General features: G+C 49.2%; 13 protein-coding genes. 7 read left to right on the top strand and 6 right to left on the bottom strand.

The annotated features are described in order from the left end of the window. The first annotated feature begins 67 nt into the window (after window positions 1–67). Together CAP50_RS11800 and CAP50_RS11805 are read left to right on the top strand one after the other, a co-directional pair. Window positions 68–1,567 (top strand): UvrD-helicase domain-containing protein, encoded by a 1,500-nt coding sequence (locus CAP50_RS11800; RefSeq protein WP_075101932.1) that lies wholly within the window; start codon window positions 68–70, stop codon window positions 1,565–1,567. Between the two features lie 59 nt (window positions 1,568–1,626). Further along, window positions 1,627–2,679 carry a tRNA dihydrouridine synthase gene (locus CAP50_RS11805; RefSeq protein WP_075101931.1) on the top strand — a complete coding sequence of 351 codons (1,053 nt, stop codon included), beginning with the start codon at window positions 1,627–1,629 and terminating at the stop codon, window positions 2,677–2,679. Between the two features lie 80 nt (window positions 2,680–2,759). Here the strand turns inward: CAP50_RS11805 and CAP50_RS11810 are convergent, their stop codons facing one another. Together CAP50_RS11810 and CAP50_RS11815 are read right to left on the bottom strand one after the other, a co-directional pair. Beyond that, entirely contained in the window at window positions 2,760–3,185 is a 426-nt protein-coding gene (locus tag CAP50_RS11810) for an MAPEG family protein (RefSeq protein ID WP_075101930.1), read from the bottom strand. Window positions 3,186–3,199: 14 nt separating this feature from the next. Then, on the bottom strand, window positions 3,200–3,613 hold the full coding sequence (locus tag CAP50_RS11815) for an OsmC family protein (RefSeq protein WP_075101929.1): 414 nt from the start codon (window positions 3,611–3,613) through the stop codon (window positions 3,200–3,202). A gap of 469 nt (window positions 3,614–4,082) precedes the next feature. On the opposite strand from CAP50_RS11815, the gene CAP50_RS11820 reads away from it, so the two are divergent. Next, the gene (locus CAP50_RS11820) at window positions 4,083–4,601 is read left to right on the top strand and encodes an RNA pyrophosphohydrolase (RefSeq protein WP_075101928.1); all 519 of its coding nucleotides are present in this window, start codon (window positions 4,083–4,085) and stop codon (window positions 4,599–4,601) included. Window positions 4,602–4,711: 110 nt separating this feature from the next. On the opposite strand, the gene CAP50_RS11825 is transcribed toward CAP50_RS11820, so the two are convergent. Continuing rightward, window positions 4,712–5,542 (bottom strand): NRDE family protein, encoded by an 831-nt coding sequence (locus tag CAP50_RS11825; RefSeq protein WP_075101927.1) that lies wholly within the window; start codon window positions 5,540–5,542, stop codon window positions 4,712–4,714. A gap of 113 nt (window positions 5,543–5,655) precedes the next feature. Continuing rightward, window positions 5,656–7,290 (bottom strand): DUF4139 domain-containing protein, encoded by a 1,635-nt coding sequence (locus tag CAP50_RS11830; protein WP_075101926.1) that lies wholly within the window; start codon window positions 7,288–7,290, stop codon window positions 5,656–5,658. A gap of 269 nt (window positions 7,291–7,559) precedes the next feature. Between CAP50_RS11830 and lgt the strand changes: the two genes are divergently transcribed. The 4 genes from lgt to CAP50_RS12960 all read left to right on the top strand — a co-directional run bounded on the left by lgt (window position 7,560) and on the right by CAP50_RS12960 (window position 10,391). After that, the gene (lgt, locus tag CAP50_RS11835; RefSeq protein ID WP_075101925.1) at window positions 7,560–8,444 is read left to right on the top strand and encodes a prolipoprotein diacylglyceryl transferase; all 885 of its coding nucleotides are present in this window, start codon (window positions 7,560–7,562) and stop codon (window positions 8,442–8,444) included. Between the two features lie 81 nt (window positions 8,445–8,525). Continuing rightward, the gene (locus CAP50_RS11840; protein ID WP_100750112.1) at window positions 8,526–9,392 is read left to right on the top strand and encodes a thymidylate synthase; all 867 of its coding nucleotides are present in this window, start codon (window positions 8,526–8,528) and stop codon (window positions 9,390–9,392) included. A 48-nt stretch (window positions 9,393–9,440) separates the two neighbouring features. After that, a complete protein-coding gene (locus tag CAP50_RS11845) occupies window positions 9,441–10,010 on the top strand; it encodes a dihydrofolate reductase (protein WP_075101894.1) in 570 nt (189 codons plus the stop codon). 147 nt (window positions 10,011–10,157) lie between these two features. Further along, on the top strand, window positions 10,158–10,391 hold the full coding sequence (locus CAP50_RS12960) for an energy transducer TonB family protein (protein ID WP_443551713.1): 234 nt from the start codon (window positions 10,158–10,160) through the stop codon (window positions 10,389–10,391). Window positions 10,392–10,527: 136 nt separating this feature from the next. Here the strand turns inward: CAP50_RS12960 and uvrC are convergent, their stop codons facing one another. Next, complete coding sequence (uvrC, locus tag CAP50_RS11855; protein ID WP_075101892.1) at window positions 10,528–12,372, bottom strand: excinuclease ABC subunit UvrC; 1,845 nt, start codon at window positions 12,370–12,372, stop codon at window positions 10,528–10,530. 141 nt (window positions 12,373–12,513) lie between these two features. Further along, complete coding sequence (locus CAP50_RS11860; protein ID WP_075101891.1) at window positions 12,514–14,040, bottom strand: DUF3360 family protein; 1,527 nt, start codon at window positions 14,038–14,040, stop codon at window positions 12,514–12,516. Between the last annotated feature and the right edge of the window lie 43 nt (window positions 14,041–14,083).

The following is a 14,083-nucleotide window of genomic DNA, read 5'->3' on the forward strand; positions in this document are numbered from 1 at the left end:
TCGATCGTTTTTTACTCATCCATCGTGTCAGCAGATGTTGACACCGTTAGTATTTTAGGTAGCTTTTATGTCCGCATCTATGCCCGCTTATATGAGCGACCCCACCGATGAGCAGCTAAATGCGCTAAATATGGCGATGGACCACAAGTCGTTTAAAGTGGTGGCGTATGCGGGCGCGGGTAAAACCACAACGCTCAAGCTCATCGGCGAGCGTCTGCGGGGGCGCGGCTTGTATTTGGCCTTCAACAAAGCGATCGCCAATGATGCTCGGCAAAAATTTCCCAGTCACGTGGACTGCCGTACGTTTCACTCGCTTGCCTATCGCCATGTCGCACGTGATATCACTGCCAAATTGTCCTTACCACGGTTTTCACCCAAGCGTTTGGGCGATGACTTGGGGCTACAAGCGGTGCAAGTACGTCGGCAAATGGATGGGGTAAATAAATACATCACTTTGACCCCAGCCCGCCTTGCGCGGTTTGTCAGCGATGCGGTCAGTCATTTTTGTAGCACCCATGCCAGCTACCCTGCGCCCCGGCATTTATTGTTTCCCAGCTGGCTCGATGCGTCAGATAGCGAGCAGCTGCGTGAGATGCTCTACCCTGCCGTCGAGCAGCGCTGGCTACAGTCTATCGATGCCCGCCATCCTGCTGGTATCGGCCATGATATTTATCTCAAATTATGGGCACTCTCCAAGCCCAGTATCCCAGCGGATTTTATCTTGTTTGATGAAGCGCAGGATGCTGATCCGTTGATGATGGGGATTTTGACCCAGCAGCCACGGCAAGTCATCTATGTGGGCGACGCTCATCAGCAGATTTATGAATGGCGCGGCGCGGTGAATGCGATGAAAAAGCTACCACTACCACAAACCCTATTGACACAGTCGTTTCGCTTTGGAGAGCCCATCGCTGAGGTGGCCAACACCCTACTAAAAGCCTTACAAGAAGAAGTACCGCTAAAGGGCAATCCTGCCAAGCAGTCCTCTACCGATAAAGGCATGGTCCATAGCAAAAAAGACGCCATCCTCTGTCGCACCAATGCCGCTGCGATGGCGCAGTTATTGACGGGACTCAAGCTTGGGCACCGCGTGGCACTGCAAGCCGATACCGATCGTATGCTAAAATTCTGTCAAGCGGCTGAGAACCTAAAAAACGGCAAATCAGCTTATGGCGTGCCAGAGCTGGCGTATTTTTATAATTGGGGCGATGTGCAAGAGTACTCTGAAACCAATGAAGGCAGCGACCTTAAAACATTGGTCAAGCTGGTCGATGATCACGGTACCAACGTCTTAAGCCAAGCGGTCAATAGTTTGACCAGCATCGATAACGCCGATTATGTCATCTCTACCGCGCACAAGGCCAAAGGGCTTGAATGGGGGCGCGTACAGCTCGATGACGATTTTTATTATGATGTGACCACCAATGCAGTCAAGATCAGCCCAGAGGAGCTGCGCTTGCTCTACGTTGCCTGTACACGCGCGCAGAGCAATCTCGACATTCATCATATCAAAGACTTGATCATCGGATTGCAAACGGGGAAAAAGGTCATCTTTGGCAATACCTAACACCGCTCCGCTCTATTCGATCACGTTATCGCCTTTCATTTAGATACTAAGCCTCAATCATGACTCAACATTCATCCCTCGAAATACGCCAGCGTACCCTGCAGCAACTATTTGCCCATCCTGTGCGCCTACTTGCTCCAATGGAAGGTTTGACCGATCCATTAATGCGGCAAATTTTAACGCAAATTGCCGCCGACTTAGGCCGCCCCTATGATTGGTCTGTCAGTGAGTTTATACGGGTGACTCAAACGCTGCTGCCCGCACATGTGTTTTATAAATATGTGCCAGAGCTACATCAAGACACCAAAACGACTGCTGGTACGCCCATACATATCCAGCTACTCGGCAGTGACGCTAGCCTAATGGCAGAAAACGCCGCGTACGCCTGTGAGCTTGGCGCGCCAGCGATTGATATCAATTTTGGCTGCCCTGCTAAGACCGTCAATAGCCACCGCGGCGGCTCGGTACTGCTCGATGAGCCAGAGGTCATGTATGATATTATCAGTGCCGTACGCCGCGCGGTGCCTGCCCATATTGCCGTCTCAGCAAAGATTCGCTTGGGTTACACAGATACCAGCCGTATGGACGATATCCGAGGTGCGATTGGGGCTAGTGGCGCAGACTGGCTGACCATTCATGCCCGCACCAAAACCCAAGGCTACAAGCCGCCCGCTTATTGGGACAAAATCCAAAATTTTAATAAGCTTGATATCCCAGTGATTGCCAATGGCGAGATTTGGAATAGTGAGCAAGCACAGCAATGCATGAGGCAGGCAGGCACGCCGCACCTGATGCTAGGACGCGGCGCTGTGACCCGTCCTGACTTGATTGCCCGTGTCGATAGTAGCCATGATGATGAGAGCGCGGCGGCCAGCGTTAGAGCAGATAGCAAGACCTTGACGTGGCACGCACTCATACCGCATCAAATTAAGTTTTTGGAAGGGGCAGCAAAAAACGATGTGGTACTGGTGGGCCGCTATAAACAGTGGCTGGGGATGCTGACCAAAGGCTATGATGAGGCGCAACCGGTGTGGGAGCGCATCAAGCGTGAAAAAGACAAAGCCGTCATCATCGATGCTCTTATCGCCAGCGTCTCATCAGCGACAGCATAAACAGCAAAGACAATAACGGCTCGTCTTTTATCATAAAACAGAAGCTCGCCGCGGTGGCTAGTTGTTCATAAGCCCTAGCGCTAGACGCTCACACGTATTGCTAAATAAAACAGCATGAGAGGACACGCCATCGATAACGTCCAAAGTATCGAACGAAACGTCGCCAAATTGCTGATATAAGCGATGCAAAAGCCAATACGAATCAGTACGTACAACCAAGCCAACACGTTGACAATCAGCTGAGGCACAAAAAACAACATCGCCACCAGCACTGCTGCCAAAAATACCGGCAACGTCTCATAGCTGTTTTGCTGAGCGGCATTGGCGCGCGCAGCGGCGCCCGTTGTCTCTTGCAAAAAACGGCGCGGATGGGCGTTGTCAGCCAACCGAAAACCGCCAAGGGCTTTTGCACTCAGCGCCATCACGAGTGGCAACAAGCTTGCCACCACCATCGCCCAAATCGCGGATGCGGCGGTATCAGGAATCAACCCAAAAAATACATTCATGCGCGCTCTCGCCCCTACCCTGCAATCACTTCAAAATCATGAGTCACATTCACCCCGCCCTGTACCAGCATACGACTGGCCGAGCAGTATTTTTCTGCTGATAGGTTCACCGCTTTTTCGACCTGCTTATCCTTGATGTCTTGACCGGTCACGATGAAGTGCATATGAATATCGGTATAGACAGCAGGGACGGTCTCAGCGCGATTTGCGCTCAGCTCACAACGTACATCCGTGACCTCTTGACGTGATTTTTGTAAGATAGACACCACATCATAGCTGGCACAGCCGCCCAAGCCGAGCAAAATCAGCTCCATCGGGCTTGCGCCATTTTCTTTGTCGGCGTCGATTTGCACATGATGCCCTGAGGGTGACACGCCCAAAAATGCTTTTTTCTCTTGCCACGTGACACTTGCTTTTGATTCTGACATGTTCGTTTTTCCTTATTTTGATTGGCAGATGATCTGATTATTATTTTCAATAATACACGCGATAAGGTTAGTGTAGCACAAGCCAAAACCAGATTTTATAAAGACCTGATAAAGCAGTAGCCATCTGTATTTATTTGACGGCAACTTATCGTCATAACGTTGCATACCTTATTAGCAAACAACCAAAACCAATAAGCAACCCAACTCTAGTTTGGTTATATTTATCAAAATCACCTTAAGAAACTAACTTACAAAAGTCTATTTATAAGCTATTGATTTTAATAGGTAAAACTCGTGAAACATTTTATAGCAAAATACTGTTACACATTTTGCTTGTTTCTTGGTTTAATAACGGTAATGAATCTTATTTTGGCCAGATATAGGTGGCAATCGACTTATAATAATTAAGATTGTCATCATGGTATCGGTTTGAAATAAGCTATTTTTAAACAAATTAAAAGGGTTAGTCATGATAGATGCAGACGGCTTTCGCGCCAATGTCGGCATCATCTTGGCAAATACACAAGGGCAAGTACTGTGGGCAAAACGTATTGGTCACAACGCTTGGCAGTTTCCTCAAGGCGGCATCGACCGCGGGGAGACGCCGATGGATGCGATGTATCGCGAGCTCTGGGAAGAGGTCGGCCTACATCCGCGTCATGTAGACTTATTGGCCGTCACTCAAGACTGGCTGCGCTATCGTCTGCCTAAGCGTTATGTACGCCATGGACAGCACCCTTTGTGTATTGGGCAAAAACAAAAATGGTTTTTGCTGCGCTTAGATGAGCCGAATACTCAACACATTCGCTTTGATGAAGGTAAACCAGAATTTGACCACTGGCAATGGGTCAGTTATTGGTACCCTCTGGGACAAGTGATTCATTTTAAACGTGGGGTATATCGCCGCGCCTTGCAAGAGCTAGTGCGCGAGCTTCCCCTAAAACAAGAGCTGATCCTTCCGGAACAGGACAACCATTTGCTGGCATGACTTTGATAGAGTCTTGATAGCGTTTTGACATAGTTTTGGTGTGATTTTGGCATCGCTAATTAACTATATATGCTCACCGTGATACTGTTATGGAATCACCGTGAGCATTTTTATGCGCCGGTTGCAGCCGCGCTTGCCTCGCGGCTAACGAGCGTGGCGGTGGTTTTTTTACTACTTGCCCCTTTATGCTTGTCTTGGCGCAAGGTTAAGATGCTTTGAGTACGGGTACCATAAGTAGGGAGAGGTGCCTGCCGCTGATCAAATGCCACAGGCTCGATATAGACAGAGGACAGCATCTGCTCAACCTCTCTACTCATGCCGGTATCGGGTAGCTGATCGGCGGGGGCTTGTCGGTTGTCAGATAGCACCGCATAGGCAGCGTCCTGCCAGTAAGCAGGCGAGCTGTCTTCGGCGATAAGTGGCAGCACTTCTTGACGCAGCCTACCACGCAGTTTTTCGGTTTTGAACCAACCGTCGTCTGGCTGACCGTTTGAGATCACATGCAATCCTGCATACAGTGGCGTGGGCGCATGGCCGCGATTATTGACCATCACTGCTTGCAGCGCATCACCAATGATCAGGTTAAAACCTGCATAGTCTTGCAACTCAATTTGCCGAGCAAAGTCCATCGGGCTTCTATCACTGGTCAAAAAATCTGTAACCAGTGCCCCACGCGAGCGCTCATCTGCCCCTGCCTGCACCCCATCACGAAAGTTTAGCACCGCCGCCCAGCGTCCATTTTGCTCATAAAGACCGTCGTGCATGACTTGGTGAATACCCAGCCAAGTACCGCCACTTTGCTGATCGCGACCTGCATAAATCGGCTTATCAGGCCACTGGTGCAGCGGCTCAGTCGGACGCTGCAAAAACTCATCTCGGTTGGATAAGAGCACCAGCGGCACCTCATCAAACAACTGCCAAGCGATGGCGACGATACACATAGTTTTCCTTTTATGGGATTGGTAGTTTATGGGACTGGTCGTCTTTTTAATAGGTAATCTTTTCAGTACAAAATAACGTCGTTCAAAATAGCCTGCATCTTTCTATTCTTATATTAATTGGTGCGGAGTTTTTTATCAGCAGGATAGCTAATCTGTGTGGTCGATTGAATCACTTTTGATTGTTTACTTGGCAAGTCAAACTCCCAAGCGACCATGCCGGTATTGTCATTCCAGTCGCGTTCAGTGACGGGCGGGGTATGCACCGTGGTTACTTTAAGACTGTCATCACGGCTGATAGTCTCACTGCCCAGTACCTGCAAGCGTCTGGTGCGGCTATGCTGATTGGTCAATTGATAAGCTTCGGTACTACTTAAGGTTTGCTTACGATTAAACGCGCCCTTATCGCCTTGTTTATCTTCGTCGGTTATTTGCTTGATGAGGATATTTGGATCAACGCCAAAGCCGATACCTTGCTCTTTGAGCGTTTGATACTGATAGCGCGCTTGACCAATATAGTTATCATCACGGTAGAGCTGAAGTGCTCCATCGGCCCATTCAGGTGTCAAAAATGGTGCCGACGCATACCAATAAGCCGTTTGCTCAACACTTGGCGTACTGCGGATCCAAAGCTTACTACGACCAGACTGCTCATCGACGACCGTACGCACGTGCCTGCCATCGCTTGGCAGGCTCACGCGCTGCGGCAACCGGTACTCGATGATGCCGTTTTTGTTTTGACGACTCACGCTAAAGCTTGGCAGCGGTGCCATCGTCGGTGCCGCTGCTTCCCTGTCATCGCTACTTCTTTCTGAGACGACGATGGGAGAAGGCTCCATCAGGGATGATGCAACCCTAGCACGTGATGCTGGCTCTTTTTCATATAAAGACAGGCGCGCCACATTTGGCAGCTGGCCTGTGGTGCGTTGATTGGGGTTGACTGAGCTGAGTACGACAGGGACGTTTTGCCAATTCTCTCCGGTCTGCTGAGCGATGATGGCGGATGCGGTAATGCTAAGCTGCTCGGTATTGGTATCGAGACGCGCCTGATAAGTCGGCTGCCAACCTGCGCCGCGCACTTGATAATGAAGCTTTACCGCGGCGGGCTTGCGGCTGGCAGTACGCACACTGACCTGTGTTACGCGATTTTGCGTCGATGTGCTACTGCCCGCCATCGTTTGATTAAGCGTGGCCTGTGCCCGTGCTTGCCGCTGCTTGATATCCCATATGCGTTTATTGATACTTGCCGCTTGTGTTTCTATATCACGGGCGTTATTGGCCACTGTGCCCTCTGTACTGAGTTGACTGACCTTGGTGAGGTTTTGTAGATAGGCTTTTGCTAGATTGGCGGCTTCTAGCTCGGCATTGATTTTAGCAAGCGCGGCTTGTTGCGCTTGTACATTGGCATCGCCCTCATACTGACACTGCGCTGCTTGCTCACCGCTTAGCGTCTCGATACTGACTTCACCGAGATTGACGCTTGTGACGGCCTGCACGCTCACGCTGTCTTTGTCGATATAAGGAGACAAGCAAGAAAACACCAGCGTCTGCTCTCCATTACCCTTGACAGGTAGCACGCGGGTGACACTGGCCAAGCCTTGATAAATAGTGACTTGCTCGATACTGCTACTTGCTGCATATGCAGGCGTCAGGGATAGTGCCAGCAGACTGGGTAGGCTGAGCAAGATCGGGCCTTTTTTTGCCCAATGGTACTCAGTGGCTGCTGCTACTTTTGATACATCAGCTTGCATAATCTATCCTTAAAATACGGTTTATCCATTCATACGGCCTATCAGCGCCAGCCCATATCCGCTCATGCTTCTGAAAATATTGAGGTATTTATCATTAGCAGCTTTTTTATATCTTAGCGGTTTTCTGTCGTGGTTTCTAGCGGCTGGCAGGCGCAAATCACATTTATGCAGTCTCTGTGATGCAATTGTCTAACCGTAATTTGGTATGCCTGCCAAGCTATTTTTGCTATTATGACCCCCATTCTATTATCAATAATTATGATGTCCTTATGATGATTCATCCTCAGTACGATCCCGTAGCGCTGTCCTTGGGCCCTGTAGAAGTACATTGGTATGGCTTGATGTATCTGCTGGCATTTGCCGCCGCGTTTGGTCTGGCATGGTACCGCAGTGGCCAGCGTGAGAGCTGGAACACTGACATGGTGTCAGACCTTATTTTTTATGGCGCGCTCGGTGTCATTTTGGGTGGCCGTATCGGCTATGTGCTGTTTTATCAATTTGGTGAGTTGCTACAAAACCCCGCTTATTTATTTAAAGTGTGGGAAGGCGGTATGTCGTTCCACGGCGGCATGATTGGGGTTTTACTCGGCATGTTGTATTTTGCCCGTAAGTACAGAAAAACGCCTTTTCAAGTGCTGGATTTTATCGTGCCGTGTGTACCGACGGGGTTATTGTTTGGCCGTATCGGCAACTATATCAACGGTGAGCTGTGGGGGCGCGTCTCTGATGGCGGCTATAATTGGCTGACCTACTTCCCGCAGGCCGCGGCTTTTGATATGCAGCAGTTGCAAGCCAATCCTCAATTACAAGAGTTGATGATAGAGGTCAACGGCCAGTATTTACTGCCCCGCCACCCATCACAGCTCTATGAGGCCTTTGCTGAAGGTCTGCTGCTATTCTTGTTTTTGTGGTGGTACTCTGCCAAGCCGCGTCCACGTATGGCGGCATCGGCGATATTTTTATTAGGTTACGGTATCAGCCGCTTTATCATCGAGTTTTTCCGTCAGCCAGATGCCGACCAAGGCTTTATCTTACTTGGCTGGATGACCAAAGGCCAAATACTGAGCACACCAATGATTATCATCGGCTTTGTACTATTGGTTTATGCCTATAAACGCGGTATCTATGACTGGGGTAAGCAAGCGGCTTATTAAGCGCGCTTGCACTATAAACGTCCGAAAAACAGATTAAGACTTATTTAATGACGCGCTTTGATAGCGTAGAAGAGCAATATTATGAGCAGTTACAGTAGTAAAAACGAGCAAGCTTATTTGGACTTGCTGCGTCACGTCATGAATGAAGGCAGCGAAAAAGGCGATCGTACGGGCACAGGTACGCTAAGCCACTTCGGCGCGCAGATGCGTTTTGACTTATCAGACGGCTTCCCGTTACTGACCACCAAAAAAGTCCACTTTAAATCCATCGTGTATGAGCTATTGTGGTTTTTGAGCGGTAGCACTCATGTCGATTATCTACAAGAGAACGGCGTACGTATCTGGAACGAATGGGCCACAGCGGAGCAGACGGCGCGCTTCAATCGTCCTGCAGGCGATTTAGGACCAGTATACGGTCACCAATGGCGCAACTACGGCGCGACCAAAGACGAGAATGGCCGCTATAACAATGATGGCGTCGATCAAATCGCCCAAGTCGTGGAGCAAATCAAGACCAATCCCAACTCCAGACGCTTGATCGTCTCTGGCTGGAACCCAGGTGAAGCCGAGCAAGTCGCCCTGCCGCCTTGTCATACGCTGTTTCAGTTTTTTGTCGCGGACAACAAACTCTCCTGCCAGCTTTACCAGCGCTCAGCGGATTTATTCCTAGGTGTGCCGTTCAATATCGCCAGCTATGCCCTGCTGACCCACATGATTGCGCAGGTTTGCGGGCTGGGCGTGGGCGAGTTTATCTGGACCGGCGGCGACTGTCATATTTATCAAAACCACCGCGAGCAAGTTGAGCTGCAACTGACGCGTGAGTGTTATGCACTACCGACATTGACGCTCAACCCTGATGTTGATGATATTTTTGCATTTAATTTTGAGGATATTAGCGTAAACGGTTATGAATCACATCCCGCTATCAAAGCAAAAGTCGCGGTATAAAGACTGTTTTTTACTTCATATGACTGACGAAAACAATAAGGACATATTATGAGTTATGCCAATACCCAAGTCGCCCAAATCGCTGCTATCAGTAGCAATCGCTGTATCGGCAAGGACAATGAGCTGCCGTGGCATATCTCAGCAGATTTGCAGCATTTCAAACAAATGACCACCAAAGCAACAGGCGGTGCGGTTCAAGGTATCGTCATCATGGGTCGCAAGACCTTTGAGTCGATGGGCAGCAAGCCGTTGCCAAAACGTGTCAGCTTTATTATCAGCAGTCAAATGGACTATGCCGAAAAGAGCGGCCTAGTAGGCAAAGACAATGCGTATGTGGTGCATAATTTGGATGATGCTTTAACGCAAGCTGCCAGTCTCGCCCATGGTGCTCACTTAGATACGATTTGGGTCATCGGCGGCGAGCGGGTATTTCGTGATGCCTTTATGTACACCGATCGTATTGAGCTGACACACGTCGATACCGAGATCCCTGACGGCGAGGCGTTTTACCCTGAATTGCCGAGCGACTTTGCAGTCGCAGAAGCGTCTGAGTCGATGCATGATGAAAAAAGCGGATTGGATTTTAGATTTGTGACTTATAAAAGCGTGGCAAACTAAAAAATGACGAAAAAACTTTTACCACTCGCACTTCTCTTCGCATTTATGACAGGCTGCCAGAGCCTGCCTCAACGAGAGCCTGTTATAGTTCCCCCTAAAGTCATGCGCTCCGTAGACTTTACTATCCCTCCTCGAGTATCAAGAAGGATGAGTCGGGGAGAAAGTTTGGACCTTGTACTTAAATTATATGTTAATAAGAACGGCACAGTTGACAAGGTCAGTATTCAAAAATCGTCAGGTAATCGACATCTAGATAGAAATGCTATTATACAAGCTCGCAAAATGATATTTCATGCAGCAACTAAAGACAGTAAGTTTATAGAATCAACCGTGAGGTTACCTATTGTTTATAAAATGCTTAGAGATGATATGCTTCACTGAGCTATAGTCGATTCTAAATAAAACAGATACATTCTATTTCAGCGCGGAACTGGTATAAATTTTTCTGGCATCCTCTGCCTGCAATTCATCCCAGCCCCACGGTATCGTTTTTGTACTGAACTCACGATATATCTGTTTACTCATGCAGCACTTTATAAATGGTCTTGGCCAATACTGGACCGATGCCCTGCACGCCTGCTAGTTCTTGCTGCGAAGCCCCTAGCAGTTGCTGCATCCCGCCAAAGTGATTGAGCAAGTCGCGGCGGCGCTTTTCTCCCAGCCCCGGTATCACCTCCAGCACCGACGACGAACGGCGCTTATCGCGCTTCTTACGGTGCGCTGTGATGGCAAAACGATGCGCCTCATCACGAATATGCATCAGTAAATGCAGCGCCTTGCTGTCCATGGGCAGATCCAGCGGTTCATGATCGATAAAATGTAATACTTCTAAACCCGCCTTGCGCCCTTCTCCTTTTGCCACACTCACAAGCAGCGTGTCATTTAAGATACCCAGCTCGGTCAGCACTTCTTTGGCGATATTAAGCTGACCTTTCCCGCCATCAATCAGCAACAGATCAGGCAGTGGCTGTTTTTTATAGCGCCGCGTCAGCACTTGCTGCATCGCCGCATAATCGTCACCGCCTTGGATATCATGAATCGCATACTGACGGTAATCGCGACGCCGCGAGCCACCTTGGTCGAATACCACACAGCTACCGATGGTCGCCTCGCCCATGGTGTGCGAGATATCAAAGCATTCGATACGGTCTATGGCGCGATCAGTGACATCAGCCAGTACGTTCTTTAGCGCACCAAAGCGCGCATGCAGCTCTAGATAGTCGCCCAGTTTGGTTTTTAGTGCATTGTTGGTATTCAGTTTGGCCAAGTCCAGCCACTCTGAACGATGCTCGCGCACATTGGTTTTGATAACGACTTTGCTCTCAAAGTGGGTGGCCAATGCTTCGCTGACTGCTTGTTGGTCAGGCAGCGCATGACTGAGAATAATCTCACTTGGCAAGTCGTCGGTCACCTGAAAATAAAATGAGGTAATAAATGCCGACAAATTATCCGCGAGTGACTCACTACTATCGACATCAGGGAAGTAGTTTTTGCCACCAAGTACGCGGCCGCCGCGCACTGTCAGTACATTGACACAGGTCATGCCAGCTTGGCTAGCAATGGCAATCACATCCGCTTCGCCCTGTACGGTATATACAGCCTGTTTGGCCTGCACTTCGCGTAGCATAGACAGCTGATCCCGATAAAAGACTGCTTTTTCAAAATCTAATGATTCAGCAGCACTTTCCATTTTTTCGATTAGCGCACTGTGAATATCGCTTGAGTCGCCTTTAAGAAAACGAATAGTATTATTCACATCTTCTGCATACTCTTCTGGCGACACCAAGCCCACGCAGGGTGCACGGCAACGCTTGATTTGATATTCAAGGCACGGTCGCTTACGCTGTTTAAAAAACGTATTGGTACACTGGCGCATCTGAAACATTTTTTGCATGAGCACCAAGGTTTCTTTGGCCGCATGAGCAGAAGGAAAAGGCCCAAAAAACCGACCCTTTTGATGATTGCCTTTGCCGCGGCCATAAGCCAATCTTGGATAAGGCTTATCCGCTGAGATAAATACATACAGATAAGACTTATCGTCACGTAGTAGCACGTTATAAGGGGGACGGTACTCTTTAATCAGGTTTTGCTCAAGCAGCAATGCCTCGGTCTCACTACGGGTAATGATGGTCTCAATATCGTGAATACGTGCCACCAGTGCCCGCGTCTTTGGATGGTCAATGGTCTTGGCAAAATAGCTATTGACTCGGCTTTTTAGCGATTTTGCTTTACCCACATATAAAATATCGCCGTTTTTTCCCAGCATTTTATAGACCCCTGGCAAGTTTGGCAGGCGCTGGATTAGATGTTTGAGGCGGGCTTTTTTATCATCGACAGGACTCGACTCTGAGACATTAACCATAAAATTTATTGCTCTTAAGACACTGATATACAGCTATTTATGGGGCGGTAGCCTGCGTTTTACAAGCTATCAAACTTATCCGCTTACGCACAAAAAAACCAGCACGAGGCTGGCTTTTCTTTTTTATGCTAAGCAAAACTTCTAATGACGGAAGTTCGGTAATAGTGCAGGAATGCCCGGCAACATCCCAACCACCGCCATGACACCAGTCAATATCACAAAGGTAATGACAGGTATAATCCAACGGCTCATCTTTGATAGGCTCGCACTACGCTCTTTTGAGCCAATCAAACCTAGGTTATCAAGCACCAAGGTAATCGACCAGCCAAAGGCTGGGTTGACCAATGCCGAGGCAAAGACCACAATTGCAGCAGACTGCGTGGTTTTACCTTCGCGCGTCATCTCCATACCCGCTTCAAGCAGCGGAATAAAGACCCCGACGATCAGCGCCACACACATCACCGGCTCCCAAATCGCCAAATCCATCGGATAGCCCCAGACACCTGCGATCAAACAAAACAGTCCTGTGAGTACTGCACCCGCTGGAATCGGACGCTTGGCGATCGCCGCTGGTACGATATACGTACCCCATGATGATGCAAAGTTTGCGCCGCCAAGGATAGAGCCTGCGACCTGACGAATAGAAGCACTGGTCATGGTGTCATCGATATCCATCAACACGCGCTCGGTACGCTTTGGGTAGCTGATCTTTTGAAAAACTTGATGACCCAAAAAATCCGGCGACCACATAGCGACGGCCAATACCGCAAACGGCAATACCACCACGAAGCTTTCAATCGTCGGCAGACCCAGCATCCAGCCCGTGTCCTCCCCCCACCAGTACATGGGGTTCATATTTGGCAGGCCAGGCGCTGTCTCAAAGGCAAAAGGCGCGCCCATAGCAAAGGCCACACCGCCACCGAGCAAGCAGCTTAATGGTACAGCCAGCCAGCGCTTTTGGAAGTTTTCTAATACCGCGTACAGGATGATGGTCAGCAAAATCACCACAAAGGCGATATGCGCCATGCCGATACCTTCGGCCCATGCAAATAGATTTTTGACCTGCGAGAGGGTGCCAATAAAACCCAAATAAAGCAGCAGACCGCCACACACGCCTTTACTGGTCAAGTTTGCCAGCAGACTGCCTCCTTTACTAATGGCTAGTAATAGACCAAAAGCACCGATGAGCAAGCCAAAGGCCATCGGGTGACCACCAGCGGCAACGACGATAGGAATCAGTGGGATCAGCGGCCCGTGCGTACCAGCAAGGTTGGCCGTCGGAAGCAAAAACCCTGAAAACAAAATCACAAAGAAAGCGACAATTAACAACTCATAGCGCACGTTTTCTAATACAAAGGCATCGCTTAGCCCAAGCGGCCCTGCAAACGTAGCGGCAATAGCGCCTACCATCACGACCTTACCGATCGTTGCGGCCATCGCAGGGATGGTGTCTTCATACTCAAAACGATAATCACGAAACGGCAAGTTTACCCGCCAGCGCTTGGGCTGCATGATTTGTAGTTCATGATTTAAATAGGCGTCACGACTCTCAAAGCTTGAGCTGGGCTTGTGTAGATCAAGGTAGCTGCCTTGTGGCTCGCTGTCGTAATTGGATGGATTTGATGGTGGCGGAGTAGACCCTGAGGCAGGGATCTGAGTGTTACTCATCACATTTCCTTATGTCGACTGAGGCTTCGATGGACGGGCAGTG

Origin of the sequence: Psychrobacter sp. L7, assembly GCF_002810365.1 — a bacterium.
Classification (GTDB): domain Bacteria; phylum Pseudomonadota; class Gammaproteobacteria; order Pseudomonadales; family Moraxellaceae; genus Psychrobacter; species Psychrobacter celer.